This is a genomic window from Citrobacter meridianamericanus (genome assembly GCF_041320245.1).
GTDB classification, from domain to species: Bacteria; Pseudomonadota; Gammaproteobacteria; order Enterobacterales; family Enterobacteriaceae; genus Citrobacter; species Citrobacter meridianamericanus.
Genome location: NZ_CP101036.1, coordinates 3,565,031 through 3,591,784, shown reverse-complemented (window position 1 = coordinate 3,591,784; position 26,754 = coordinate 3,565,031). Strand labels below are relative to the sequence as shown.

General features: G+C 53.0%; 23 protein-coding genes. 12 read left to right on the top strand and 11 right to left on the bottom strand.

Features of this window, described 5'->3' with window-relative positions; genetic code table 11:
- Positions 1-165 precede the first annotated feature (165 nt).
- Positions 166-1,053, bottom strand: coding sequence for a threonine/homoserine exporter RhtA (rhtA, locus tag NMD08_RS17700; RefSeq protein WP_151219613.1), 888 nt, complete (start codon positions 1,051-1,053; stop codon positions 166-168).
- A gap of 353 nt (positions 1,054-1,406) precedes the next feature.
- Between rhtA and ompX the strand changes: the two genes are divergently transcribed.
- Positions 1,407-1,922, top strand: coding sequence for an outer membrane protein OmpX (gene ompX / locus NMD08_RS17695; RefSeq protein WP_003035257.1), 516 nt, complete (start codon positions 1,407-1,409; stop codon positions 1,920-1,922).
- Between the two features lie 64 nt (positions 1,923-1,986).
- Here the strand turns inward: ompX and NMD08_RS17690 are convergent, their stop codons facing one another.
- Both NMD08_RS17690 and mntS read right to left on the bottom strand, forming a co-directional pair.
- The gene (locus NMD08_RS17690; protein ID WP_370618686.1) at positions 1,987-3,573 is read right to left on the bottom strand and encodes a phosphoethanolamine transferase; all 1,587 of its coding nucleotides are present in this window, start codon (positions 3,571-3,573) and stop codon (positions 1,987-1,989) included.
- 276 nt (positions 3,574-3,849) lie between these two features.
- Positions 3,850-3,978, bottom strand: a complete 129-nt coding sequence (mntS, locus tag NMD08_RS17685; protein WP_003831584.1) for a manganase accumulation protein MntS — start codon at positions 3,976-3,978, stop codon at positions 3,850-3,852.
- A 186-nt stretch (positions 3,979-4,164) separates the two neighbouring features.
- Here mntS and mntR point away from each other — a divergent pair, with 186 nt between their 5' ends.
- Positions 4,165-4,638: a manganese-binding transcriptional regulator MntR gene (gene mntR / locus NMD08_RS17680; RefSeq protein WP_187252747.1), complete on the top strand. Its 474-nt coding sequence runs from the start codon at positions 4,165-4,167 to the stop codon at positions 4,636-4,638.
- Entirely contained in the window at positions 4,635-5,747 is a 1,113-nt protein-coding gene (locus tag NMD08_RS17675) for an anion transporter (protein ID WP_151219616.1), read from the top strand. Before mntR ends, NMD08_RS17675 begins: the two co-directional genes overlap by 4 nt.
- A gap of 61 nt (positions 5,748-5,808) precedes the next feature.
- On the opposite strand, the gene ldtB is transcribed toward NMD08_RS17675, so the two are convergent.
- Entirely contained in the window at positions 5,809-6,729 is a 921-nt protein-coding gene (gene ldtB, locus NMD08_RS17670) for a L,D-transpeptidase (protein WP_048233825.1), read from the bottom strand.
- 232 nt (positions 6,730-6,961) lie between these two features.
- Between ldtB and NMD08_RS17665 the strand changes: the two genes are divergently transcribed.
- A complete protein-coding gene (locus NMD08_RS17665; RefSeq protein WP_103768890.1) occupies positions 6,962-8,557 on the top strand; it encodes an ABC-F family ATPase in 1,596 nt (531 codons plus the stop codon).
- 143 nt (positions 8,558-8,700) lie between these two features.
- On the opposite strand, the gene NMD08_RS17660 is transcribed toward NMD08_RS17665, so the two are convergent.
- The 4 genes from NMD08_RS17660 to NMD08_RS17645 all read right to left on the bottom strand — a co-directional run bounded on the left by NMD08_RS17660 (position 8,701) and on the right by NMD08_RS17645 (position 14,458).
- Positions 8,701-9,963, bottom strand: a complete 1,263-nt coding sequence (locus NMD08_RS17660) for a DUF1479 domain-containing protein (protein ID WP_370618684.1) — start codon at positions 9,961-9,963, stop codon at positions 8,701-8,703.
- Positions 9,964-10,112: 149 nt separating this feature from the next.
- Positions 10,113-10,928 (bottom strand): Cof-type HAD-IIB family hydrolase, encoded by an 816-nt coding sequence (locus tag NMD08_RS17655; protein ID WP_252838043.1) that lies wholly within the window; start codon positions 10,926-10,928, stop codon positions 10,113-10,115.
- A 192-nt stretch (positions 10,929-11,120) separates the two neighbouring features.
- The gene (locus NMD08_RS17650) at positions 11,121-13,553 is read right to left on the bottom strand and encodes a glycyl radical protein (protein ID WP_187252744.1); all 2,433 of its coding nucleotides are present in this window, start codon (positions 13,551-13,553) and stop codon (positions 11,121-11,123) included.
- 5 nt (positions 13,554-13,558) lie between these two features.
- Entirely contained in the window at positions 13,559-14,458 is a 900-nt protein-coding gene (locus NMD08_RS17645; protein ID WP_151219618.1) for a glycyl-radical enzyme activating protein, read from the bottom strand.
- A 132-nt stretch (positions 14,459-14,590) separates the two neighbouring features.
- Here NMD08_RS17645 and fsa point away from each other — a divergent pair, with 132 nt between their 5' ends.
- Positions 14,591-15,253, top strand: coding sequence for a fructose-6-phosphate aldolase (gene fsa, locus NMD08_RS17640; protein ID WP_151219619.1), 663 nt, complete (start codon positions 14,591-14,593; stop codon positions 15,251-15,253).
- 27 nt (positions 15,254-15,280) lie between these two features.
- On the opposite strand, the gene moeB is transcribed toward fsa, so the two are convergent.
- Positions 15,281-16,030 carry a molybdopterin-synthase adenylyltransferase MoeB gene (gene moeB, locus NMD08_RS17635; RefSeq protein WP_151219620.1) on the bottom strand — a complete coding sequence of 250 codons (750 nt, stop codon included), beginning with the start codon at positions 16,028-16,030 and terminating at the stop codon, positions 15,281-15,283.
- Positions 16,030-17,265, bottom strand: coding sequence for a molybdopterin molybdotransferase MoeA (gene moeA, locus NMD08_RS17630; RefSeq protein WP_151224998.1), 1,236 nt, complete (start codon positions 17,263-17,265; stop codon positions 16,030-16,032). The genes moeB and moeA overlap by 1 nt, the downstream gene beginning before the upstream one ends.
- Before the next feature lie 176 nt (positions 17,266-17,441).
- Between moeA and NMD08_RS17625 the strand changes: the two genes are divergently transcribed.
- The 6 genes from NMD08_RS17625 (at position 17,442) to gsiD (ending at position 24,693) form a co-directional block, all read left to right on the top strand.
- Entirely contained in the window at positions 17,442-18,230 is a 789-nt protein-coding gene (locus tag NMD08_RS17625) for an aminoglycoside adenylyltransferase family protein (RefSeq protein ID WP_370618681.1), read from the top strand.
- A 191-nt stretch (positions 18,231-18,421) separates the two neighbouring features.
- Positions 18,422-19,387: a beta-aspartyl-peptidase gene (iaaA, locus tag NMD08_RS17620; protein ID WP_370618679.1), complete on the top strand. Its 966-nt coding sequence runs from the start codon at positions 18,422-18,424 to the stop codon at positions 19,385-19,387.
- Entirely contained in the window at positions 19,374-21,245 is a 1,872-nt protein-coding gene (gene gsiA / locus NMD08_RS17615) for a glutathione ABC transporter ATP-binding protein GsiA (protein WP_151225000.1), read from the top strand. The genes iaaA and gsiA overlap by 14 nt, the downstream gene beginning before the upstream one ends.
- A gap of 28 nt (positions 21,246-21,273) precedes the next feature.
- The gene (gene gsiB / locus NMD08_RS17610; protein ID WP_370618677.1) at positions 21,274-22,812 is read left to right on the top strand and encodes a glutathione ABC transporter substrate-binding protein GsiB; all 1,539 of its coding nucleotides are present in this window, start codon (positions 21,274-21,276) and stop codon (positions 22,810-22,812) included.
- 46 nt (positions 22,813-22,858) lie between these two features.
- On the top strand, positions 22,859-23,779 hold the full coding sequence (gene gsiC, locus NMD08_RS17605; RefSeq protein WP_151219626.1) for a glutathione ABC transporter permease GsiC: 921 nt from the start codon (positions 22,859-22,861) through the stop codon (positions 23,777-23,779).
- 2 nt (positions 23,780-23,781) lie between these two features.
- Positions 23,782-24,693 carry a glutathione ABC transporter permease GsiD gene (gsiD, locus tag NMD08_RS17600; RefSeq protein ID WP_370618675.1) on the top strand — a complete coding sequence of 304 codons (912 nt, stop codon included), beginning with the start codon at positions 23,782-23,784 and terminating at the stop codon, positions 24,691-24,693.
- Positions 24,694-24,784: 91 nt separating this feature from the next.
- Here gsiD and rimO read toward each other — a convergent pair whose 3' ends face one another.
- Complete coding sequence (gene rimO / locus NMD08_RS17595) at positions 24,785-26,110, bottom strand: 30S ribosomal protein S12 methylthiotransferase RimO (RefSeq protein ID WP_151219628.1); 1,326 nt, start codon at positions 26,108-26,110, stop codon at positions 24,785-24,787.
- A 229-nt stretch (positions 26,111-26,339) separates the two neighbouring features.
- On the opposite strand from rimO, the gene bssR reads away from it, so the two are divergent.
- The gene (bssR, locus tag NMD08_RS17590; RefSeq protein ID WP_151219629.1) at positions 26,340-26,723 is read left to right on the top strand and encodes a biofilm formation regulator BssR; all 384 of its coding nucleotides are present in this window, start codon (positions 26,340-26,342) and stop codon (positions 26,721-26,723) included.
- The last annotated feature ends 31 nt before the right edge of the window (positions 26,724-26,754 follow it).

The following is a 26,754-nucleotide window of genomic DNA, read 5'->3' as shown; positions in this document are numbered from 1 at the left end:
CAGTATCTTATGGTGGTTTTTGATGGGATGATGTTATTTTTATGTTAATGTAAAAAATGAATCAAATATGCGAATGAGAAAAATCTATTTATTAGAATAATTATTACGCAAATTTACAATTGGATATTCTGCATGATTATGCAAACCATGCAGAATATTAAGGGGTTAATTTACGTCAACTTGTTTTATTTGTGGTTCTTTGCGAATAGTGAGCGTAGAACCCATCGATGCGACAATAATGGCGCCCAGCGCAAGCGTCTGAATTAGTGTCAGCGTTTCACCGAGGAAGATCATTCCGGAAACCGCCGCCAGCGCCGGTTCCATGCTCATCAACGTCCCAAAAGTACGCGTTGGCAGTCGCGTCAGCGCAATCATCTCCAGCGAATAGGGAAGCGCAGTAGAGAGGACCGCAACGGCCAGGCCTAATGGCAGAATGGACCAGTGCCACAGGGCATCGCCGGCCTGGAGCACACCGATAGGGACAAAAATCAACGCCGCAATTAATGACCCTACCGCAACGGTAGCCGGGCCGTGTTCCGCGCCGGCACGTTGCCCGGTAAGAATATAGATTGCCCAGCAGGCACCAGCCCCCAGCGCCAGCGCAGCACCGGTTAAATCGACGTGAGAAACGTCCTGACCTAATGGCAGCAGGAACCACAGTCCGAGTACAGCCAGTGCAACCCAAATGAAATCCACCGGACGTCGGGATGAAAATAGCGCTACCGCGAGCGGGCCGGTGAACTCCAGCGCCACGGCAATTCCCAGCGGTACGGTCTGAATTGACAGGTAGAAGAGGTAGTTCATCCCGCCCAGCGACAGGCCGTAAAACAATAGAGGAAGACGTTGCTCTTTGGCGAATCGTAAACGCCAGGGTTTAAAGAAGGCGATAAGGATGAGGGTGCCCAGTGCAAGGCGCAGTGCAGTCACCCCCGGTGCGCCAACGAGAGGGAACAGCGATTTTGCCAGAGATGCTCCACTTTGAATGGAGGACATAGCAATCAGCAAAACCAAAATAGGCAACCAGACTGGCGCTTTACGTAACGACCCCGGCATCCTTTCTCCTGTCTAAATATGTCAATAGAAGTAAAACAGCGAGTGTAATGGAAATACACTCATGTGGTTGAGTATTCGTTGAAAAAAAAATTGCTCAGTTCCGTACAATGGGATGAAAGTGATGGATTAATAATCTGTGTGATTAGGAATAATCTGGATGAATGTGCCATATTGTGCGCGCAATAATGGCAGTTTACGTTAGAAAAGTGATGTTAATTGAAAGAGATAGCGGGTTTCTGAAATGTTCTGTTACATGAAAGACCCCGTTAGACATCGCTAATCGCAAAGAGTTTCCCATTAATTTTTGGTATATTTAAAACTTAAGATTTACTTGAAGCACATTTGAGGTGGTTATGAAAAAAATTGCATGTCTTTCAGCACTGGCCGCTGTTCTGGCTTTCTCCGCAGGTACTGCTGTAGCTGCTACTTCTACCGTTACCGGTGGTTACGCTCAGAGCGATGCTCAGGGCGCAGCGAACAAAATGAACGGTTTTAACCTGAAGTATCGTTACGAGCAGGACAACAACCCGCTGGGTGTTATCGGTTCCTTCACTTACACTGAAAAAGATCGTACCGATGCTTCTGGCGACTACAACAAAACCCAGTACTACGGCATCACTGCTGGCCCGGCTTACCGTCTGAACGACTGGGCGAGCATTTACGGCGTAGTGGGTGTTGGTTACGGTAAATTCCAGAACGCAGCATCCCCGGCTGACAACCACACCACCAGTGACTACGGTTTCTCCTACGGTGCTGGTCTGCAGTTCAACCCGATCGAAAACGTTGCTCTGGACTTCTCCTACGAGCAGAGCCGTATTCGTAGCGTTGACGTTGGCACCTGGATCGCTGGCGTGGGTTACCGCTTCTAATCACTTCGGTGATATAAAAAATCCGCCTCTCGGGGCGGATTTTTTTTGCCTGCAATTTGAGCTGTTAGCGAGATTTGGTCTCGAAGATGTCGGTACCAAGGTGGTTGTAATCCACCTTCTGCAGCTTAAAGTTGGTGATATACACCGGACCGGCCTTTTTCTCTGAGATAAAGCGGTAGCTGTTGGTAATTTCTTTTGCGCTGATCCCCGTCCACTGCGAGAAAAAGCTCAAGAAATCATTCGCTGAGCGACGGGCTTTAATCACCTGATGCGCTTTATCATCGCTCGACAGCACCATGAAAGGCACCTGGAAATTCTGCTGGAACTGATCGTCATGCGCCAGGTACTGCACCTCTTTTCCACGCTCTTTAAAGGCGAGGCCATGATCGGAGAAATAGACCATCGAGAAGCTATTGCCGCTGTTACGTAACTGTTCGTAAAGCTGGCGCAGCAGGTCATCCGTCTGCGTCATGGTGTACAGGTAACAGGAGGTCTCTTTTGACTGGACAAAAGTTTCGTATTTTCCTTGCGTACGGTCGCAGGCCTGCGGATGCGAGCCCATTAAATGCAGTACGATCAGCTGCGGCTGCGTGCGCTCGGTTGCCAGCACCTGGGCGGTCATCTTCAACAGCGCTTCGTCGCGGGTGTTTTTGTCTGCTTCGAAATCACCGTTTTTGAGGAACTGAACTTCATCTGCTCGCTTCGCAATACTGGCAATAGCCGTATCGTATTCACCAATCTGTCCCTGATTGGAAAACCACCACGTCTGGAATCCTGCGCGGTTGGCCAGAGTAACAAAGTTGTCCTGGAACTGGGGCTTATTATCAACTACCCGATTCAGGGTTAAGCCGAGTGATTTTTGCGTAGAACCACTGGCGGCAATGTAATCCGCGAAGATATAGCCGTTAACCGAGCTGGCAAACGGGGTGTTATCCCAGTGGCCGCCAAACGCGCCTAACGCATCGCGGCGGGCGCTTTCGCCGATCACCACCACGTAGGTGTGATACTTCGGCTTCACGGCGGTTACCGTCCAGCTGTCTTTGACGCTCGACAGCTTCGCCATACGCTCCTGCTCGTCGAGCACTTCGTTGTTATTGACGATCACGTCCTTGGCAAATCGGAAAACCGGATAGCCGGTATCTTTCAGCTTGAACACGCCACCCCAGGCCAGGTTTTGCACCGGGTTAACAAAGAACGCGACAATGCTGAATAACAAACAAACGCTGTCGAACTTATTCCAGCCGCGCTTTTGTTCATCTTTTTTACGACGTACGGCGATAACACCAAGGGCGAAAATAAACATGCCAACCAGATAGCTGTACCACGGGAAGATGGTCAGAATTTCGGTGGACTCTTCCATATTGGTAGAGTGTAGGGCCAGTAGCGTGTTGAAGTTCGGCGAACCGTATGCCTGGCCGAACGGAAAATACATTGCCGCAATCAGCGAGCAAATGCCAATCAGCGCTTTCTGCGCGCGCGGCGCACTGCGCCACATCAGCATTAATATACAGGTGAAAGCAACGCTATAGAGCAGGCTAAGCGGATAGCCCAGCGCAAGATTGATCAGCAGAGACTGTAAGAAATAGAGGCCAGTCCACGGACTAATCGCCCGGCTGCGAGCAATGATTGAATCTTTGAGGGTTAAATTCATATGCCACTGTTACAAAAACGCCATGTGCTTACCCTGGCGCTAAGGGTCATTGCCTGCCTGAGAGAGCGAGAAGAGGGATAGGGTCCGCATCCGCGAGCCGCAATATACGCAGGGCTGCGAAAAGATAGAGTGTGTGCAAGAGAAGGTCAACTACTACAAAGAAATTGTTTTGCGAGGGACGTGGCAAAACTGACAAAAAGAAGGGTTATTGGCACAAAAACGATCGCTGTATTCGGGTGACCGCAGGAAAAAGAAGCGGCGTACCGCAACGCCGCATTATTTTTCTGAAGGTTTATCCTGCTCTGGTTTGCTGTTAATCATGTCGCACAGCATAGAGATCAGCATTAACCGTACTTTAAAGGGAGAGTGGCTAAACACGCGTATACACCTCTTAAATTCATTCATATAAACCTCCTGACTTCACGATCCCATCAGTCCGTGAGGGATGTCTTTATTATATACAGATATAGCACAGGCTATATTATATAGCTATTGCTAAAACGTTAATTTTTTGTGCCCACGCAACTCTGGTTTACAATGAGCCTTCTCTAATCAGATGCCGTTAACGCGTCACAGTAACGAGGAAGCAGAATGAGTCGTCGCGCAGGTACGCCAACAACAAAAAAAGTGACGCAATTGGTGAATGTCGAAGAACACGTTGAAGGGTTTCGTCAGGTTCGGGAGGCGCATCGCCGCGAGCTGATTGATGACTACGTAGAGCTGATTTCCGATCTCATTATTGAGGTGGGGGAGGCGCGCCAGGTTGATATGGCCGCGCGGCTTGGGGTTTCCCAGCCGACGGTTGCCAAAATGCTTAAGCGCCTGGCTTCCGTCGGGTTGATTGAAATGATCCCCTGGCGGGGCGTGTTTTTAACCGCAGAAGGAGAACGGCTGGCTCAGGAGAGTCGGGAGCGTCATCAGATCGTAGAGAATTTCCTGTTGATTTTAGGCATCAGCCCGGAAATTGCCCGTCGTGACGCGGAAGGAATGGAGCATCACGTCAGTAAGGAAACGCTGGAGGCTTTTAGCCGGTTTACGCAACAGCAAGGAACAGGCTCTGAATGAGTTTCCCTTTACTACGCGCCTTGCAGCGCGATCGCTTTTTCCAGCTGTTAATCATCGTCGGGGTTGCACTGAGCCTGTTCACGCCATTTGCGCCCCGGCTGTGGCCAGGTGCCATTGACTGGCACACGATTATTACGCTTAGCGGCCTGATGTTACTGACCAAAGGGGTCGAGCTCAGCGGCTATTTTGATGTGTTAGGGCGAAAAATGACCCGCCGCTTCAACACAGAACGCCAGGTGGGAATATTTATGGTGCTGGCGGCGGCGCTGCTGTCGACGTTTCTGACCAATGATGTGGCGTTGTTTATTGTTGTTCCGCTGACGATCACCCTGAAAAAATTATGCGCTATTCCGGTGAATCGCCTGATTATCTTTGAGGCGCTGGCGGTTAACGCCGGATCGTTGCTCACGCCAATAGGTAACCCGCAAAACATTCTGATGTGGGGGCGCTCTGGCTTGTCATTTGCCGCATTTACCTGGCAAATGGCGCCGCTTGCGGGGGCCATGATGCTGACGCTGGTGGTGCTGTGCTGGTTCAGTTTCCCGAATAAAGCATTGCATTATCACACCGGTACGTCCGCGCCTGACTGGCAACCGCGTCTGGTGTGGAGCTGTCTGGCATTGTATATCGTCTTCCTGGCGGCGTTGGAGTTAAAACAAGAGCTGTGGGGGCTGGCAATTGTCGCTGCAGGGTTCATGGTGCTGGCTCGCCGCGTGATCCTCAGCGTTGACTGGACGTTGCTGTTAGTGTTTATGGCGATGTTTATTGATGTGCACTTGCTGACGCAACTCCCGGCCTTGCAGGGGATCACCCACCAGATTGGCACGCTTTCAGCGCCGGGGCTGTGGTTGACGGCCATTGGCCTGTCGCAGTTTATCAGTAATGTTCCCAGTACAATTTTGCTGCTGAACTACGTCCCGCCGACGCTATTGCTGGCCTGGGCGGTCAATGTGGGCGGCTTTGGGCTGTTGCCGGGTTCGCTGGCGAATCTTATTGCTTTGCGCATGGCAAACGACCGCCGGATCTGGTGGCGTTTTCATTGGTATTCGATGCCGATGCTGATATGGGCGGCGCTGGTGGGGTATGGTTTGTTGCTGATGCTGTCATAGCGGCGCAGAGACAATAAAAAAGGCGGATGATTCATCCGCCTTTTTCGTATCAGATATGTGCTTAGTTCAGACGAACCGGCATACCAGAACGGTTCTGTACCGCCTGCTCAACGACGGCCTGATCGACGTCAGGCTGACCGGTGATGCTGGTAATGCTCTTATTCAGCGTAATTGGTACGATTTCCCCGCCTTCGAACTGTGCTTCAGTGGTAGACAGTGGGTTGTGTACCTCAATGTAACGGCTGCCGTCTGGTTCGGTAGTGGCTTTTACCGGCTCATCGATAAACTGTACGCGGGTGCCGACCGGCACATTTTCAAACAGGAACTTGATGTCGTCGTTACGCAGACGCACGCAACCATGGCTGACGCGTAAGCCGACGCCGAAGTTAGCATTGGTGCCGTGGATAGCGTACAGGCGACCGATATACAGCGCGTACAGACCCATCGGGTTATCCGGACCTGCCGGAACAACGGCTGGCAGCGGTTCGCCCGCTGCGCGGTATTCCGCATGCATTTTCGCCGTAGGCGTCCAGGTTGGACCCGCTTTTTTACGTTCTACTTTGGTGGTCCAGTTGATTGGCGTGTCTTTGCCCAACTGACCGATACCGATCGGCAGAACAATGACGGTGTTAGTGCCTTTCGGGTAGTAGTACAGACGCATTTCAGCGCTGTTAATCACAATACCTTCATGCACGGTATCCGGCAGGATCAACTGCTGAGGGATGTTCAGCACGGTACCGCCTTTCGGCAGGAAGGTATCCACGCCCGGGTTAGCTTCCAGCATGTTAGACAGCCCCATCTGATACTCTGCCGCAAAATATTCCAGCGGTTGGGTGTTGCCTTCAGGAATCGTGATGACCTGGTTTTGGCCAATCAAACGGCTGCCATCGGTAGGCAGCGGGTACGTGACGGCAGAGGCGGTGTTACAAAAACCAACTATTGCGAGTGCCGCCGCGAAAAGCGTTGTTAATTTCATATTCATGTTCATGTATGCGAGATTCAGTGCCAGGCAGGCTAGTGGGTTGAGATTTATGTAGTGTTGGGCACGCATTATATGTGCAATCTGAGCAACAAGGAATTCGGATGTGTACTAAATCACATTTTTTTCCTCACGCTTTCACTTTACCCCTTCAGCATCAAGGCGCGATCTTATCGCAGACTTATGGCATAATAAGCGGTTTGTCACATATTTCTTTCTCTTTCAGGATACGCCAGTGTTAGTTTCCAGCAACGTCACCATGCAGTTCGGCAGTAAGCCGCTGTTTGAAAATATTTCCGTCAAATTTGGCGGCGGCAACCGTTACGGCCTGATTGGCGCGAACGGTAGCGGTAAATCCACTTTTATGAAAATTCTCGGCGGCGACCTCGAACCGACGCTGGGCAACGTTTCCCTCGATCCGAATGAGCGCATCGGTAAGCTGCGTCAGGATCAGTTCGCCTTTGAAGAATTCACCGTGCTTGACACTGTCATCATGGGTCACGGTGAACTGTGGGAAGTGAAGCAGGAGCGCGATCGCATTTATGCGCTGGCCGAGATGAGCGAAGAAGACGGCTATAAAGTTGCTGACCTCGAAGTTCAGTATGGCGAAATGGACGGCTATTCTGCGGAAGCGCGTGCGGGTGAACTGCTGCTGGGCGTCGGTATTCCGGTAGAGCAGCATTATGGCCCGATGAGCGAAGTCGCGCCCGGCTGGAAACTGCGTGTGCTTCTGGCACAGGCGCTGTTCTCTAACCCGGACATTCTGCTGCTCGACGAACCAACGAACAACCTGGATATCGACACCATTCGCTGGCTGGAGCAGACACTCAACGAGCGTGACAGCACCATGATCATCATTTCGCACGACCGTCACTTCCTGAACATGGTCTGTACGCACATGGCGGATCTGGACTACGGCGAACTGCGTGTTTATCCGGGTAACTACGACGAATACATGACAGCGGCAACTCAGGCGCGTGAACGTCTGCTGGCCGATAACGCCAAGAAGAAAGCACAGATTGCCGATCTGCAATCCTTCGTCAGCCGCTTTAGCGCCAACGCGTCTAAATCTCGTCAGGCAACCTCTCGTGCGCGCCAGATTGATAAGATTAAGCTTGACGAAGTGAAAGCGTCCAGCCGTCAGAACCCGTTCATCCGCTTCGAACAGGATAAGAAACTGTTCCGTAACGCGCTGGAAGTGGAAGCGCTGGCGAAAGGTTTTGATGAAGGCCCGCTGTTTAAAAACTTTAACCTGCTGCTGGAAGTGGGAGAGAAGGTTGCCATCATTGGTGCCAACGGCGTGGGTAAATCCACCATGCTGAAAACGTTGGTTGGCGATTTGCAGCCAGACAACGGTACCGTGAAGTGGTCTGAGAACGCCCAGGTTGGTTACTACGCGCAGGATCATGAATACGAGTTTGAAAACGATCTGACCGTTTTCGAATGGATGAGCCAGTGGAAACAAGAAGGCGATGATGAGCAGGTTGTGCGCAGCTTCCTTGGTCGTCTGCTGTTCAGCCAGGACGATATCAAGAAACCTGCAAAAGTGCTCTCCGGTGGTGAAAAAGGACGCATGCTGTTCGGTAAGCTGATGATGCAGAAACCGAATATCCTGGTGATGGATGAACCGACCAACCACCTGGATATGGAATCTATCGAGTCGCTGAACATGGCGCTGGAAATGTATCAGGGCACGTTGATCTTCGTTTCTCACGACCGTGAGTTCGTCAGTTCCCTGGCGACCCGCGTGATTGAGATTACGCCGGAACGCGTGATCGACTTCACCGGCAACTACGAAGATTACCTGCGTAGTAAAGGTATTGACGGTTAATTTACCCGTCGTCTTTCGTGTTACAGGTGTGTTGGCTGCACCTGTTCACCCCGGTCACTTACTTATGTAAGCTCCCGGGGATTTACAGGCTGACCGCCTTCCTGTAACGCGAAATACTTAGGGAAAATTGTGTAAGCTACATATTAAATAATCCCCAGCGCGCGTTTACCGTGGATATTCAAATCCTCCAGTGTGAAGCGTCCTTCCCAGTGAGTTTCATAATCCTCTCGAGGGAAATCACCCGGCGATGCGCCTTTTTCCAGCGCGGCTTTTACTTTGTGAGCGTAGGCCAGATTCTTTTCGCACATCGGTGCGGCAGGGATGTACATCACGTTGCCCCAACCTTGTTGATTTTCTACCGGCGCGACGGAGTGAATAACATCACAATGCCACCAGACGGAATCTCCGGCTTCCAGTTGTGGAATGCTGGTTAGCGCTTCAATCAGCAGCGGATGCCATTGCGCGGAAATCGGCAGGACTCTGCCGGGCGCTACGCCGCAAAGTTCATCTTCCGGCACATCGTCAAGCAATGGGCGTAACAGCACATACGCCATCGCTTCAGGAATAGGGACCACATGCAACAATCCCTGACCGGGCAGCATATCGGATAATGCAGTCCAGCCCTGGAAGGTACGGAATACTGAACATTTGGTGGTGTTATCCACGGTGTACTCTTCTACTTCGGTGCGATGCGCAGCCTGCCACGGATCGTACTCTTCCAGTTTACCATTGAAAACATTCGCAAAAACCTGCTGATATGCCGGCAGAAGCCAACGTTCCAGCGCGCCGGAATCCGTATGCGCGCCCAACCCTTTGGACGTTGTTCCCGGCGGACGACGACGTATGCGGTCAGGGTAGATAACGCTGACATCCGGGTTAAACCATTGTTTCCCTTCGCTTGTAAACGTCCACAGGCGATTAAGGAATAACTGTGCATTGGCCATTTCTTCGCTCTGGCGGGCCTGCATCTGTGCCTGGGACCAGTAGATGGGGTAGATCTCCGGGCGGGATGCGCTGAGGGTGCCAAAAAAGTTATCACCGGGGCCTTTGTAGACCTCATCAAAATGGTTGCGATCCAGGTAATCGAGCATCGACTGATCCCATGCCAGCGCCTGTTCGCGGGGGAAATGCCCCTTAATAACCGCGCATCCGCGACGCTTAATTTCTTCACGCTGCTCTGCACTCACGCGACCCGCTTTGATATCCGCATAGGACAACACAGGCCATACCGGGGAGCCTTGCGCTTTGAGGGCGTTGATTTCCGCCACGCGGGTGGCAATGGCATCGCTCAGCTGGTTGAAGATCAACTGAACATCCCCAAGCTGTGCCCGCAGCTGCTGTTTCATCTGACGGATTGCCGCTTTGTGATCGGCAGGCAACGTGTCGCTGGTAAAAGTAAAAGCCATAACCACCTCGCATTAACTTTCATTCGAAACTAAATTTGATTGCAAGTGATAATATAAGTTAAAAATTAGTTAATGCAAGTTTAAAAATATGCTGGTGTGCGCAAAGTGAGAATAGAGTGAAAGCTGGGGCGAGCGCCCCGGTTATGGGATCAGCTGTTAAAAGGGGAAGTGTTGTCCAGCACCGCCTGAATCACGTTCAGCGCGCCTTGATGGTTATTGTCATCGGTCTGATAGCGGGCAATCGATTTGATGCTCTCTGCCGCATTGGCCATGGCGAAAGAGTAGTGCGCCATCTTCAACATTTCCGCGTCGTTACCGCTATCGCCAATGGCGACTACGTTTTGCGGTGACAGGTTCCAGCGTTTTAACAAACGGCTGATTCCGTTAGCTTTATGTAAGCCGGGAATGATCAGGTCGATAAACCCAAAGCCGCTGGTGACAGGCTTCATGATGCCGTCGAGGGCAGAGTGAAGGTGATCGATAACTAATGGGATCTGTTGGTCTGGTAAATTCAGCGAGAACTTGAACAGCACATCGTTGATGTCCTGATAATCCTTTACGGGTTTCAGGCGATGGTAGTGTTTTGCCATCAACGCGACAAAGGACTCTGGGGCATTTTCGCTCACGTAGGCGCTTTGCAGTCCACAGGCCACAAAGTTGAGCTGCTTATCTTTGAGCAGTTCGCCAATGACAATGCGTGATTCGTGGCGGGTAAGCTCACCGTGAAACAGCTGTTTGCCGTGTTCAAACACCAGTGCCCCGTTCTCGGCGACAAAAGAGATCTCATCTTTGAGCTCCGGGAAGAAGGATATTAGCTGGTAATACTGGTTGCCGCTGGCCACGACAAATTCAATATCTCGTTTTTTCAGCTCCTGATACTGCGCCATAAAGCGTACGCGATCGTAATGCTTGGCGTCGTCGAGAAAAGTTCCGTCCATGTCTGTGACGATAACTTTGATGGTCATACTTGCTCCTGGCTCATAACTGCGACCTGAAACATTTTAATAACAATGTGAGCTAAAGCACAAATTTAATTTCGAATGAAAGAGGGAGAGGGGCGATTGAGTGGGCCGGATAAGCAACTGCGCCATCCGGCAGTGGTGAGGGATGAGAACCGGATGTCGGTACGAGTACCTAATCCGGCTCACTGACCTTGCTTATAACATATGTTCAGTACGGGCGATGATATCGTCCTGCGCATCCGGAGACAGCGCGGTGAAGAAGGCGGAATAACCCGCTACACGCACCACCAGATCACGGTACTGATCCGGGTGTTTTTTGGCTTCAAGCAGCGTTTCACGAGAAACGATGTTGTACTGAATATGCCAACCTTTGTGCTCTTCAAAGAAGGTACGCAGCAAAATCATCAGCTTCTGTTTATCAGACTCATTTTCCAGCGTGGCCGGGTTCAGCTTCTGATTTAACAGCACGCCACCGAGGATTGAACCGGTAGGCAGTTTACCCACCGAGCCAATTACCGCCGTTGGACCGAGATGGTCCGTACCGGATGCCGGGCTTGCGCCTTCTGCCAGCGGGGTGTGCGCTTTACGGCCATCCGGCGTTGCCATGGTTGCCGCGCCGAACGGTACGTTTGCAGAGATAGACGAGGTCCCGGCGTAGTAGTTGCCGCCAACCGGACCACGGCCGTAACGCGGGTTGTGATACAGCTTCAGTTCGTCAATGTAAGTCTGATAAGCGCGGGCCAGCAGCGCATCAACGCTATCGTCATCGTTGCCGTACTTTGGCGCACCGTTTATCAGGCGTTGGCGCAACTGCTCGTGGGTCAGACCATCAAAATCATCGGCCAGCGCGGCGGCCAGCTGTTGTTGGCCGATAGCCCCCTGCTCGAAGACCAGTTTTTTCACTGCAGCCAGGCTGTTGCCGAGGTTGGCGATACCCACCTGCAGGCCGGATACCCAGTCATACTTCGCGCCACCTTGCTTAATACTTTTCGCACGTTCAATACAGTCATCTACCAGCGCGGAGCACAGAATATCGTGTACGTTTTCTTCCAGCATGGTGTCGACGACATACTCTATTTCGATGGATTTGCGCGTGTAATAGCGGATCTGCGTATCCCAGGCGTCCATCACTTCATCGAAATTATTAAAGTTGCCAGCTGAGAGCGCTTTCTCTTGCGGCAGGAATACTTTGCCGCTGGTGGCATCGCGTCCGCCTTCCAGCGCCGCCAGCATTACGCGGGCAAAGTTTATAAAACTCATGCCGGTGCAGCGGTAGCCCCATTTGCCGCCAACGGCGGTTTCGATGCAACCAATAGCCGCGTAGTCATAGGCGTCCTGCGGTTCAATGCCCAGCTTAATGAATTCCGGAATGACGATTTCGTCGTTGTTAAAGGCTGGCATCCCGAAGCCGCAACGGATCACCTGTACGCAGGCATCCAGGAAGTCATTACTCATCCCCGCATGATAACGCACGCTGAGATTCGGCTGAGTGGAACGCAGTCTGCCACAGGACTCCAGAATGGCGTAGGAGAGCGGGTTGACGGCATCCATCGCCTGACCGTTGACCAGGTTCTGGCCACCAATGGTCACGTTCTGATACAGCGGGCTGCCCGCCGAGGCTTTCGAGTGGGAGCCGGAGCGGATTTTGTTCACTTCCAGCAGCTTCAGCCAGCAGCTGTGCAACAGCTCAATGGCGTGCTCACGATCGAGACTCTGGTTCAGTTCTACGTCACGACGATAGAACGGATAGAGGTACTGATCCATACGACCAAATGATACCGAGTGACCGTTCGATTCAATTTGCAGGATTAACTGGATGAAGTAGCACAACTGTAGCGCCTGCCAGAACGTTTTTGGCGGTTCATGGGCGATGACATCGCAGTTTTCCGCCATGGTCAGCAATTCATCACGGCGGCTGGTGCGCGTTTCTGTGGACGCCATTTTACGTGCCAGTGCGGCAAAGCGCTCAATGTGCAGACTGACGGCTTCCAGCACAATATCAATCGCTTTCAGGAACTGATCGCCATGGAGGTCTTGCAGACAAGTCAGATTGATGCGGGAACGACGTTCATCGACTTTATGGCGCAGGCCGTCGAGACCTTTTTCCAGCAATAGCGGGAAGTTCACCGCCAGGTGCGCGTCACCGGAGGTCATATTACCTTCAGCTTTGATAATGCCTGTTTCCAGCAGCCCTTTTTGTTCGTCAGTAAACATGCCGTAGCAGCGATCCTGTACGGTCTGACCGCGCCACCACGGACACACTTCGTGCAATACGCGCTTGTTCTCTTCACTTACCGCGAAACCTGCGCCAGGCCTGTCGGCAAGATCGTCGATCTCTTTTTCAATCCAGGAGACGGTGTATTCCGGGAAGATTGGCGCGGCGCGTACTTCGCTTGCCTGGTTACCGATGATTAGCTCGTCATGCTTGATCCAGATAGTGCGTTCCGCCAGGTGATGAGCCAGTGCCAGCGCGCGGCGAACCGGGATGGGTTTATCCAGATGCTGCTGATACATCTCGGTATAGTGCTGGGCGCGCTCGGTACAAACCGGTGGTTTCACAATGTGGATCAGGGCCGTTTTATGCGCTTTGATACGGTCGCTAAGTGTGTCCAGTTTCAGAGTGGTCATGGCGATTATCCTCGTAGGGTCGCGGTTAAACCTTTAAGGCTGGCGTACTGCTGGGCAAATTCGAGCAGCGCAGGCGCATCAAGCGGTTTATCCGGGGCATTGTAGGGTTGATTGAGTAAGTGGTATTTGTTGATGCCCAGCGTGTGGTAGGGCAAAAAATGGATCTCTCCGACGTGGAGTTCGTCGGCGGCAAAATCGGTAATTGCCTGAATAGCCGCTTCGTCAGCATTGAATCCCTGAATCAGCGGGACGCGGATAATTATTTTTTTACCGGCGGCGGCCAGTTTTTTCAGGTTTTCCAGCACGCGAGAGGCGCTGCCATCAGTCCACTGTTTAAACGGCGCATCGGCGACATGTTTTAAATCGGCCAGGAACAGATCAACGTAAGGTAACGAAGGTTCGATATACTTCCATGGAACATGCAGACAGGTCTCTACCGCAGTATGAATGCCCGCCTCGTGGCTGGCCTGGAACAATTTAGCCGCCAGCTCTGGCTGCATAAACGGTTCGCCGCCGGAAAGAGTGAGCCCCCCACCGCTGCGATCGTAAAACGGTTTATCACGTAATACGGTCGCCATGATGTCATCCACGCTTTTTACCTCTCCACAGACGGTTAGCGCCTGGGTAGGGCAGCAGTGGGTCAGCGCCGTCAGAGCATTATCGGTCAGTTTTTCGCGATGAATCAGCAACCCGCTCAGCGCCCGCTCAATCACTGCCGGTGCTGCCTTAGCACAAAGATCGCAACCATCGAGGCACAGACGTGCGTCATAAAGCAGATCCTGCGTCCGGGCGCGACTTTCCGGATTCTGACACCACCGACAGCCCAGGGAACATCCCTTAAAAAACACCACGGTGCGGATACCGGGACCATCATGAGTGGAATAGCGCTGGATATTAAAAATCATAAGCGGCCTCTTTTCTTTCATGTAAAGATTAAATTACTTTCGAATGAAAGTTATATTGACGTGCGTCAACTAACCGTGAGGTTTCGCCGTGCTACCTTTTATTCATGCTAATTATTCGTTTGAGGAAAGGTTATGGAACTCTATTTAGATACGTCTGACGTTGCCGCAGTTAAAACGCTGGCGCGTGTTTTTCCGCTGGCAGGGGTGACCACTAACCCAAGCATTGTGGCGGCAGGTAAGCAAACGCTGGATGTGTTACTGCCGCAACTGCAGGACGCAATGGGCGGGCAAGGACGTCTGTTTGCTCAGGTAATGGCGACCACCGCCGAAGGGATGGTCAGCGATGCGCGTAAACTGCGGGCAATCATCGCGGATATCGTCGTGAAAGTGCCGGTTACGGCAGAAGGTCTGACGGCGATTAAGTTGCTGAAAGAAGAAGGTATCCCGACGCTGGGTACTGCGGTTTACGGTGCTGCTCAGGGGCTTTTAGCTGCGCTTGCGGGGGCGGAATATGTCGCGCCATACGTTAACCGCGTGGATGCTCAGGGGGGAGATGGCATTCAGACGGTGACCGATCTGCAGGCCTTATTGAAAATGCATGCCCCACACGCCAAAGTGCTGGCCGCCAGTTTCAAAACGCCGCGTCAGGCGCTGGATTGCCTGCTGGTGGGCTGCGAGTCCATCACGCTGCCGTTGGATGTCGCTCAACAGATGATAAGCTCTCCGGCTGTTGATGCTGCCGTAGCCAAGTTCGAGCATGACTGGCAGAGCGCATTTGGCCGTACTTCTATTTAAGCCAGAGTGCCGGGACTCCTCCCGGCATTATTGCCCGCAGACCTCACACCCAGGATTACGCATCAGTTTCATTTCACGAAACTGGCAGGTCATGGCGTCGTACATGACGATTTTTCCAGATGCCGGTTTACCGTAGTTTGCCAGCAGCTTAATGGCTTCCATCGCCTGTAACGATCCGATTACCCCGATCAGGGGAGCCATTACGCCGGCCTCTACGCAGGTCAGGGCGTTTTCACCGAACAGGCGGCTCAGACAACGGTAGCAGGGCTCGCCTTCCTGATACGTAAAGACGGTAATTTGTCCTTCCATGCGGATTGCCGCACCAGAAACCAGCGGAATCTTCGCGACATAGCATCCGGCATTCAGCTGATTACGAATGCTGACGTTATCCGTACAGTCCAGCACCAAATCGTGTTCGGCGATAAGTCTGTGAATCTCACTATCGTCCAGTAGCGCATTCACTGGTGTAATGGCGACATAGGGGTTAATCCGCGCCAGGGCGTCGCGGGCGGATAGCACTTTCGGCTGTCCAACGGTTGCATCGCTGTGCAGCGTCTGACGTTGGAGATTTGACACGGAGACCGTGTCAAAGTCGAGCAGGGTTAAATTTCCGACGCCTGCGCCCGCAAGATACTGAGTTGCCGCGCATCCCAGTCCGCCCAGACCAACGACCAGTACCCGCGCCTCCTTGAGCGCTTCCTGACCTTCGAAATCGAAGCCGCGCAGAATGATTTGCCGGTTATAGCGCATCATCTCCTGGTCGCTGAGTTCTGCCATTACAGGCCTCCAAACAGTGCGTTAAACGGCTCGACCTCAACCCATTCTCCGGCTTCGACGTTACCACGATCGCGTTCCAGCACGATAAAACAGTTGCCCATGCTAAAGGAGCTAAAAATATGTGAGCCCTGATGTCCGGTGGTGGTGACTTCCAGTTCACCTTCTGCATTGCGCTGCAATACACCGCGCTGAAAATCCAGACGGCCAGGCGTTTTCTTCAGGCGTGATGCGGTGCGCACGCGCTGGCGTGGAGGCAGTCCACAGGCGGTGTTACCGCTGAGTTTTGCCAGTAGCGGTTGGACCAGTTGATAAAAGGTGAGGGCCGCAGACACCGGGTTACCCGGCAGGCCGCAAAACCAGCTATTGCTCAGTTTGCCAAAGGCGAACGGTTTGCCCGGTTTGATGGCCAGCTTCCAGAAGGCGATTTCTCCCAGCTCTTCCAGAATAGTTTTGGTGTAATCCGCTTCGCCAACTGAAACACCACCGGAGCTGATAACGACGTCAGCCTGGCTGTCGGCTTCGATAAACGCGGCGCGCAACGCGTTGGGATCGTCGCGAATAATTCCTAAGTTGATCACCTCGCAGCCTAACTGCTGCAGCATAAGGTGAACGGTCAGACGGTTAGTGTCATAAATCTGTCCGTCCTCCAGCGGCTGACCAGGCAATTGCAGTTCATCGCCGGTGGAAAACAGCGCCACGCGGACTTTGCGCACAACGGGGGCATCGGCAATACCGAGCGAAGCCAGCACAGGAAGCTCGGCAGTTGTCAGGCGAGTCCCGGCGGGAAACACCACCGCGCCGTTTGCAATATCTTCACCGCGCAGACGTATATTTTGCCCACTGCGGACTTTGGCGGTAAAGCGCACACCGTCGTCCGTTTGTTCCGTTTGTTCCTGCATCACTACTGCTTCGCAACCGGCAGGAACCGGGGCACCGGTCATAATGCGGATGCAGGTTCCCGCAGGCCATTCGCCATGGAAAGGCTGACCAGCAAAGGCTTTACCCGCTACCGCAAGAGGCTGCTCAGTGTGTAAATCGGCTAATCGCACCGCATAGCCATCCATTGCCGAGTTATCGAATCCCGGGACATCAATCGGGGAGACGATGTCGGTGGCCAGAATGCGGCCAAAGCATTCAACCAGTGGTAGCGTTTCGACGGCGGTGAGCGGGGTGATACGCGAAAGCATCTGAGAGAGAGCCGTTTCAAGCGGCATCAGTCCGGCGGTAAATTCCATGAGAAGACTCCTGCGAGGCAAAATCGAATCCGCTTATTATGTCAGAAAATGGACGCGGGCAGTATGCCACCTCAGACTTAGGATCAGATATGCTCCAGGTTTTATGCCAGAAGTAGCGTGACAGAAAAAATGCAGTATAGACTCACTATTTCCGCTCTTTTTCCCCTGGGGGCTAGATGACTAATATTATCCCGAACGCAATTCGACGACAGGTGGATGCCGCCAGTACGCTCATCCGCCAGATTTTCGAAGGCAATCTTGTCGCCATTCATTTGTATGGTTCTGCTGTTGAAGGCGGCTTAAAACCCCAAAGCGATATAGATTTGTTGGTCACCTTACGTAAACCAATGGATGCCTGGCAAAGAAAAAAAGTGATGCAGAATTTGTTGAACATCTCTGCACCTCCCGGCACCTCAGAGCAATATCGCGCGCTGGAAGTCACCATCATTCTCTACTCGCAGGTTGTACCCTGGCGATTCCCACCTGCGAGGGAGATGCAGTTTGGCGAATGGTTGCGTGATGATATCTGCGCTGGCGTGTTTGAACCGGCGCAGGAAGATCCCGATCTTTCTATTCTGCTGGCCCAGGCCCGGCGCGCCAGCATACCGTTATTCGGCGAACCCGCTGAGACGTTATTCAACGTAATTCCTTTTACCGATGTCGTGCAAACATTCCGACATATTCTTGAGATGTGGCAGACACCGGACGATTTAATAGGGGACGAGCGTAATATCATCCTTGCTCTGGCACGCATCTGGTATAGCGTGGTTACGGGCAATATTGTCGCTAAAGATGAGGCTGCGTCCTGGCTCATACCGCAATTACCCGTTGAGCACGCTGGTACGCTGCAAGCTGCGCGTGCGGAATACCTGGGGTTAACCAAACAGAACTGGGCTGCGTGTATGCCGTCTGTTGAACGCTTTGTGTTTTATGCAAAAAAACAGATTACCGATCGCTTGAATTAATTTATTCAATAACGTCGAGGAATCTTTTTTCTGTTGAACACCGCTGCATGACCTGATGCGATGGGGTGTGCGGGGCGGGCCTTTACCTTTACATGACGTCTGCATCTTTCTATATTCAAAAATCGAATCAATATGCTACAGAAATTCTGATATTTATAACCCCGGAACGAGCCACCTTATGGACGAATAAAATGGGTAAAGCAGTCATTGCAATTCACGGCGGCGCAGGGGCTATCACCCGCGCGCAGCTGAGCCAGGAGCAAGAGTTGCGTTATATACAGGCGCTGTCGGATATCGTTGAAACCGGCCAGCGGATGCTTGAAGACGGTCGTAGCGCACTGGATGTGGTTACCGAAGCCGTACGTTTGCTGGAAGAGTGTCCGTTGTTTAACGCCGGAATTGGCGCGGTGTATACCCGTGATGAAACCCATGAGCTGGACGCCTGCGTGATGGACGGTAATACGCTGAACGCTGGTGCCGTCGCCGGGGTAAGCCATTTGCGAAACCCGATTCTCGCAGCGCGCCTGGTGATGGAACGCAGCCCCCACGTCATGATGATTGGTGAAGGGGCAGAAAATTTTGCCATTGCGCAGGGTATGGCGCGTGTTTCGGCGGATATTTTCTCGATGCCAGAACGCTACGCACAGCTGCTGGCAGCGCAAGCGGTGGGGGATACGGTGCTGGATCACAGCGCGACTCCGCTGGATGAAAACAACAAAATGGGTACCGTGGGTGCGGTTGCGCTGGATATGTTTGGCAATCTGGCGGCGGCAACTTCGACCGGCGGGATGACCAACAAATTACCGGGGCGGGTGGGTGATAGTCCGCTGGTCGGCGCAGGCTGTTATGCCAATAACGCAAGTGTGGCTGTCTCCTGCACCGGAACCGGTGAAGTTTTTATTCGTGCGCTGGCGGCCTATGACATTGCGGCGTTGATGGATTATGGCGGTTTGAGTTTATCAGAGGCGTGTGAGCGCGTAGTGATGGAAAAATTACCGGCACTCGGTGGTAGCGGCGGTTTAATTGCCATCGATCATGAGGGCAATGTTGCTTTGCCGTTTAACAGCGAAGGCATGTACCGCGCCTGGGGATACGCAGGCGATACGCCCACCACCGGTATTTATCGGGAAAAAGGAGATACCGTTGCCACACAGTGATGAGCTTGATGCCAGTGATGTGCTGTCCGTCAGCAACCTGAATATTGCCTTTGAACAGGAGCAGCAGCGCATTAGCGCGGTGCGCAATCTGTCGTTTCGCCTGAAGCGTGGCGAAACGCTGGCGATAGTGGGCGAGTCTGGTTCAGGAAAGTCGGTCACGGCCTTGTCGCTGATGCGTCTGATTGAACAGTCAGGCGGTGAGGTGAGCTGCGATGAAATGCTTCTTCGACGCCGTAATCGACAGGTTATTGAGCTGGGTGAACAGAGCGCATCGCAGATGCGTCACGTACGGGGCGCGGATATTGCCATGATCTTCCAGGAGCCCATGACATCGCTCAATCCGGTATTTACCGTGGGTGAGCAAATTGCCGAGTCAATCCGCTTGCATCAGGGAGCCAGCCACGAAGAGGCGATGGTGGAAGCTAAACGGATGCTCGACCAGGTGCGTATCCCTGAGGCGAAGGCGATTTTGTCGCGCTATCCGCACCAGCTTTCCGGCGGCATGCGTCAGCGGGTGATGATCGCCATGGCGCTGTCGTGCCGCCCTGCGGTTTTGATTGCCGATGAACCTACCACCGCGCTGGACGTGACGATTCAGGCGCAGATCCTGCAACTGATAAAAGTGTTGCAGCAGGATATGTCGATGGGGGTGATTTTTATTACCCATGACATGGGCGTGGTGGCGGATATTGCCGACCGTGTGCTGGTGATGTATCAGGGCGAGGCGGTAGAAACCGGCAGCGTAGAGCAGATTTTTCATGCTCCCCAACATCCTTACACCAAAGCACTGCTGGCAGCCGTGCCGCAGCTTGGGGCGATGAGCGGACAAGCCTATCCGCGCCGGTTTCCGCTCATTTCGTTACACGATCCCAGTCATGTAGAGCCCCAGACTGAACAGGATACCGTGGTTGAAGGCGAGCCAATTCTACAGGTACGTAACCTGGTGACGCGATTTCCTCTGCGTAGCGGCATTTTTAATCGGGTCACTCGCGAGGTGCATGCGGTAGAAAACGTCAGCTTTGACCTGTGGCCCGGAGAAACGCTCTCGTTGGTGGGCGAGTCGGGATGTGGGAAATCCACCACCGGGCGCGCGCTGCTGCGCCTTGTCGAGTCTCAGCGCGGAGAAATCATTTTTAATGGACAGCGTATTGATACTCTGGCCGCCAGTAAATTACAGCCGTTGCGTCGGGATATTCAGTTTATTTTTCAGGACCCGTATGCTTCACTCGATCCACGTCAGACGGTGGGATATTCCATTTTAGAGCCGCTACGGGTCCATGGATTACTGCAAGGTGATGCGGCGGCAAAACGGGTTGCATGGCTGCTGGAACGCGTAGGATTGCTCCCTGAGCATGCCTGGCGCTATCCGCACGAGTTTTCCGGTGGTCAGCGTCAGCGTATCTGCATTGCCCGGGCGCTGGCGCTCAATCCCAAAGTGATTATTGCCGATGAGTCCGTCTCGGCGCTGGATGTCTCAATTCGTGGGCAAATTATCAACCTGTTGCTCGACCTGCAGCGGGAAATGGGGATCGCGTACCTGTTTATTTCCCACGACATGGCGGTGGTGGAGCGCATTAGTCATCGTGTGGCGGTGATGTATCTTGGACAAATCGTTGAGATTGGCCCCCGACGCGCGGTGTTTGAAAATCCGCAGCACCCGTACACCCGCAAACTGATGGCGGCAGTCCCGGTCGCCGATCCATCGCATCACCGACCGCAGCGTGTGCTGTTGTCGGATGATATCCCCAGCAATATTCGCAAACGCGGTGAAGATATTTCCCCCGTTTCACTCCAGTTAGTGGGCCCGGGGCATTATGTTGCGCGCGGGCAGCCAGACAATGCGCTTTCGCGTTTATAACAGGCAGGCAGGGTTTAAGGAGAATAACATGACAAAAATTGTTGCTCGGAAATGGCTGGTTGCTATGGGAGTGGCCTCTGCGCTGGCCGCATCGCCTGGCTGGGCCGCCAAAGACGTGGTGGTGGCGGTAGGATCCAATTTCACCACGCTCGACCCCTATGACGCGAACGACACGTTGTCGCAGGCAGTAGCGAAGTCGTTTTATCAGGGACTGTTTGGCCTTGATAAAGAGATGAAGCTGAAAAATGTGCTGGCGGAGAGCTATACGGTTTCTGATGATGGCCTGACTTACACTCTTAAGCTGCGTCAGGGCGTGAAATTTCAGGATGGCACCGACTTCAACGCCGAGGCAGTTAAAGCTAACCTCGACCGGGCCAGCAATCCGGAGAATCGTCTGAAACGCTACAACCTGTATAAGAATATCGATAAAACCGAGGTTGTCGATCCGTCAACGGTGAAGATTACGCTGAAGCAGCCGTTCTCTGCATTTATCAATATCCTGGCGCACCCGGCAACGGCGATGATTTCTCCCGCCGCGTTGGAGAAATATGGCAAGGAGATTGGTTTCCACCCTGTCGGCACCGGGCCATATCAACTTGATACCTGGAATCAGACGGATTTTGTGAGGGTTAAGAAGTTCGCGGGTTACTGGCAGCAAGGGCTGCCAAAGCTGGACACGATTACCTGGCGTCCGGTGACCGACAACAACACGCGCGCGGCCATGCTACAGACCGGGGAAGCCCAGTTTGCCTTCCCGATCCCTTACGAGCAGGCGGCGTTACTGGCGAAGAACAAAAACCTGGAACTGGTGGCGAGTCCGTCTATCATGCAGCGTTATATCAGCATGAACGTCACGCAAAAACCGTTCGATAACCCGAAGGTGCGTGAGGCGCTGAATTATGCCATCAACCGTCAGGCGCTGGTGAAAGTGGCGTTTGCCGGTTACGCGACGCCGGCAACGGGCGTTCTTCCGCCATCGATAGCTTACGCGCAAAGTTATACGCCATGGCCATACGATCCGGCGAAAGCGCGCGAGCTGCTGAAAGAAGCGGGTTATCCGAACGGTTTTACTACCACGCTGTGGTCTTCGCATAACCACAGTACCGCGCAGAAAGTACTGCAATTTACCCAGCAGCAGCTGGCGCAGGTGGGTATTAAGGCACAGGTGACGGCGATGGATGCTGGTCAGCGCGCCGCGGAAGTCGAGGGTAAAGCGCAGAAAGAGAGCGGGGTGCGGATGTTCTACACCGGCTGGTCTGCCTCTACCGGGGAAGCGGACTGGGCGCTGTCACCGCTGTTTGCATCACAAAACTGGCCGCCAACGCTGTTTAATACGGCATTCTACAGCAATAAACAGGTGGACAGTGATTTAGCGGCGGCATTGCAAACCAACGATCCGGCGCAGAAAGCGAAGCTGTACAAGGATGCGCAGGATATCATCTGGAAAGAGTCGCCGTGGATCCCGCTGGTTGTGGAAAAACTGATTTCGGCGCACAGCACCAGACTGACCGGGTTCTGGATCATGCCGGATACCGGATTTAGCTTTGATGATGCGGATTTAAAATAAGCGATTCATTCGGCCCCGCAATCCAGGGGCCGGCGAAGGGAGCGTGATGCTTAACTATGTTTTCAAGCGCCTGCTGGGGTTGATTCCAACGCTGTTGATTGTTGCGGTGCTGGTGTTTTTATTTGTTCACCTGCTACCCGGCGATCCGGCCCGGTTGATTGCCGGGCCGGAAGCCGACGCCGAGGTGATTGAACTGGTGCGTACGCAGTTGGGTCTGGACCAGCCGCTGCATATTCAGTTCTGGCATTACATGACCAACGTGTTGCAAGGTGACTTCGGGATCTCGATGGTTTCTCGTCGCCCGGTTGCAGAAGAGATAGCCAGTCGTTTTATGCCGTCGCTATGGCTGACCATTGCCAGTATGGCGTGGGCGGTGTTATTTGGCATGACGGCAGGGATTATCGCTGCGGTATGGCGCAATCGCTGGCCGGACAGATTGAGTATGACGCTGGCGGTCACCGGGATCTCTTTTCCGGCTTTTGCGCTCGGTATGCTGCTCATGCAGATATTCTCCGTTGAGCTTGGGTGGTTGCCAACCGTTGGCGCTGACACCTGGCTGCACTATATCCTTCCGTCAATTACGCTGGGTGCGGCGGTGGCCGCGGTGTTAGCCCGGTTTACTCGCGCATCGTTCGTCGATGTGCTCGGTGAAGACTATATGCGTACCGCGCGGGCCAAAGGGGTGAGTGAAACATGGGTAGTATTAAAACATGGTTTGCGTAATGCGATGATCCCAGTGGTCACCATGATGGGGCTACAGTTTGGCTTTTTGCTTGGCGGTTCTATTGTAGTTGAGAAGGTGTTCAACTGGCCTGGTCTTGGGCGACTGTTGGTGGACTCAGTCGAAATGCGTGACTACCCGGTGATTCAGGCCGAGGTGTTGTTGTTTTCTCTGGAGTTTATTCTTATTAACTTAGTGGTGGATGTGCTTTACGCCGCCATTAATCCGGCTATCAGGTACAAGTAAGGATGCGATTTTTTAACTGGCGCCGACAGGCGATTTTAAATGCAATGCCTCTTGTTAAGCCAGAGCAGATACGCACGCCGTGGCATGAGTTCTGGCGTCGTTTTCGCCGTCAGCGCATGGCGATGATTGCGGGTGTATTTGTCCTGGTCCTGATCGCGGTGGCGGTTTTTGCTCGCTGGTTGACGCCATTCGATGCCGAGAACTACTTCGATTATGACCGATTAAATGATGGCCCCTCAATGCTGCATTGGTTTGGCGTTGACTCGCTGGGGCGGGATATTTTTAGCCGCGTGCTGGTTGGCGCGCAAATCTCGCTGGCGGCGGGGGTCTTTGCCGTATTTATTGGCGCGGCGATTGGCACGGTGCTGGGTCTGCTGGCGGGATACTACGAGGGCTGGTGGGATCGGCTGATTATGCGTATCTGCGATGTGCTGTTCGCCTTTCCCGGCATTCTGCTGGCGATAGCCGTGGTCGCCGTGCTGGGCAGCGGCATTGCGAACGTGATTATTGCCGTGGCCATTTTCTCCATTCCTGCCTTCGCGCGCCTGGTGCGCGGAAATACGCTGGTGCTGAAGCAGCAGACGTTTATTGAATCTGCGCGCAGTATTGGTGCCAGCGATGCGAGCATCATTTTTAACCATATCTTGCCGGGGACGGTTTCATCGATCGTGGTCTTTTTTACCATGCGAATCGGCACGTCGATTATTTCTGCCGCAAGCCTGTCATTTCTGGGATTGGGCGCACAGCCGCCGACCCCGGAGTGGGGGGCTATGCTCAATGAAGCACGGGCGGATATGGTGATCGCGCCGCACGTGGCGATTTTTCCGGCGGTGGCGATATTTCTGACGGTGCTGGCGTTTAACTTGTTGGGCGATGGCCTTCGCGACGCGCTGGACCCGAAGATAAAAGGATAAATTCAGGCCTGATAAGACGCGCTAGCGTCGTCATCAGGCGTTGCCGGATGCGGCGTAACGCCTTATCCGGCCTACGGTTGAGTTACGCTTATTAAACGCGTGAACCCCACAGATCGTATTCATCTGCGTTTTCGACTTTCACGCGAACGATATCGCCAGGCTTCACCCTTGTTTCGCCATTCAGGTATACCGCGCCGTCGATTTCCGGGGCATCAGCCATGCTGCGACCAATCGCGCCTTCTTCGTCAACTTCGTCCACGATGACCAGAATTTCGCGGCCCACTTTCTCCTGCAAACGCTCAGCAGAGATCTGCTGTTGCAACTGCATAAAGCGGTTCCAGCGTTCTTCTTTCACCTCTTCCGGGACTTGATCCGGCAGCTCATTGGCTCCTGCACCCTCTACCGGACTGTATTTAAAGCAGCCCACGCGGTCCAGACGCGCTTCCTTCAGGAAGTCGAGCAGCATCTGGAAGTCCTCTTCCGTTTCGCCCGGGAAGCCGACAATAAAGGTTGAACGCAACGTCAGCTCAGGACAGATTTCACGCCACTGTTTGATGCGCGCCAGCTGTCTGTCCACGGAGCCTGGGCGTTTCATCAGCTTGAGAATACGCGGGCTGGCATGCTGCAACGGGATGTCCAGATACGGCAGGATTTTCCCTTGCGCCATCAGTGGGATCACATCATCAACGTGTGGGTACGGGTAAACATAATGCAGACGCGTCCAGATCCCCAGTTTTGATAACTGCTCGCAAAGATCAACCATGCTGGTTTTGACCGGCTCGCCGTTATGGAAACCGGTACGATGCTTCACATCCACACCGTAAGCGGAGGTATCCTGAGAAATCACTAAAATTTCTTTAACGCCCGCATCGACCAGACGTTTAGCTTCGCTGAGAACATCGCCAATCGGACGACTCACCAGATCGCCACGCATCGACGGAATAATGCAGAAGGTGCAGCGGTGGTTACAGCCTTCAGATATCTTCAGATAGGCATAATGGCGCGGTGTTAGCTTGACGCCCTGTTCAGGAACCAGGCTCAGGAACGGATTATGCTTTGGTTTGGGCACGTAATGGTGTACGTGCTCCAGAACCTGCTCGTAGCTATGCGGCCCGGTGATTTCCAGCACCTTCGGGTGGACTTCACGGATCTGATCGACTTTTGCGCCCAGACAGCCGGTGACGATCACCTTGCCGTTTTCGTTCAGCGCTTCGCCAATCGCTTCCAGAGACTCCTGGACTGCGCTGTCGATAAAGCCGCAGGTGTTAACGATGACCATATCCGCGTCGTCGTAGCTTGGCACGACATCATAGCCTTCGGTACGAAGTTCGGTCAGGATGCGCTCAGAATCGACAAGGTTTTTCGGGCAGCCGAGGGAGACAAAGCCGATTTTCGGCTGGTGGGTTACATTGCTCATAGCGTAAAAAGTGTTCAGTTATTGGAATATTCAGGGCAGGGATTCTACAGAGTTCTGAACAAAAATTGTATCGCAATCTCATACCATCAGCGGCCTGCCCGGCCTGGAATTAAAGATTATTTGTAAATTATGTTAATTTTAAGTGATGGATTGATCCTGGACACGACTTTGTTCAAAAATTAACCATACTATTAAGTTGCACCATAGTTGGAAAGAGGAGGAACAAAGTATGGTTGTTGACAGACTGAGAACCGATCTTCTCAACAAATTGATAAATGCCCGTATCGAACTTGCCGCTTATCTGCTGTTGAGAAAAGCGAAAGGCTACATGTCAGTCAGCGAGAGCGATCGTCTGCGTGATAATTTTTTTGCACTGAATCGCGAATTGCACGAGCAATCACAGCTTCACGGTATGCATCTTGATCAGGAAGAGTGGAATGCCCTTCATCGTGCTGAAGGGGCGTTAGCCGCCGCTGCTGTTTGTCTGATGAGTGGACATCACGATTGTCCAACGTTTATCGCCGTTAACGCAGAGAAACTGGAAAACTGCCTGACAACGCTGACGCTGAGTATCCAGAGTTTAGAATCTTACCCAACGCTGGAACTCGTCTGAATCAGGGGGAGGGCGCTCCCCCTTTTCGTTA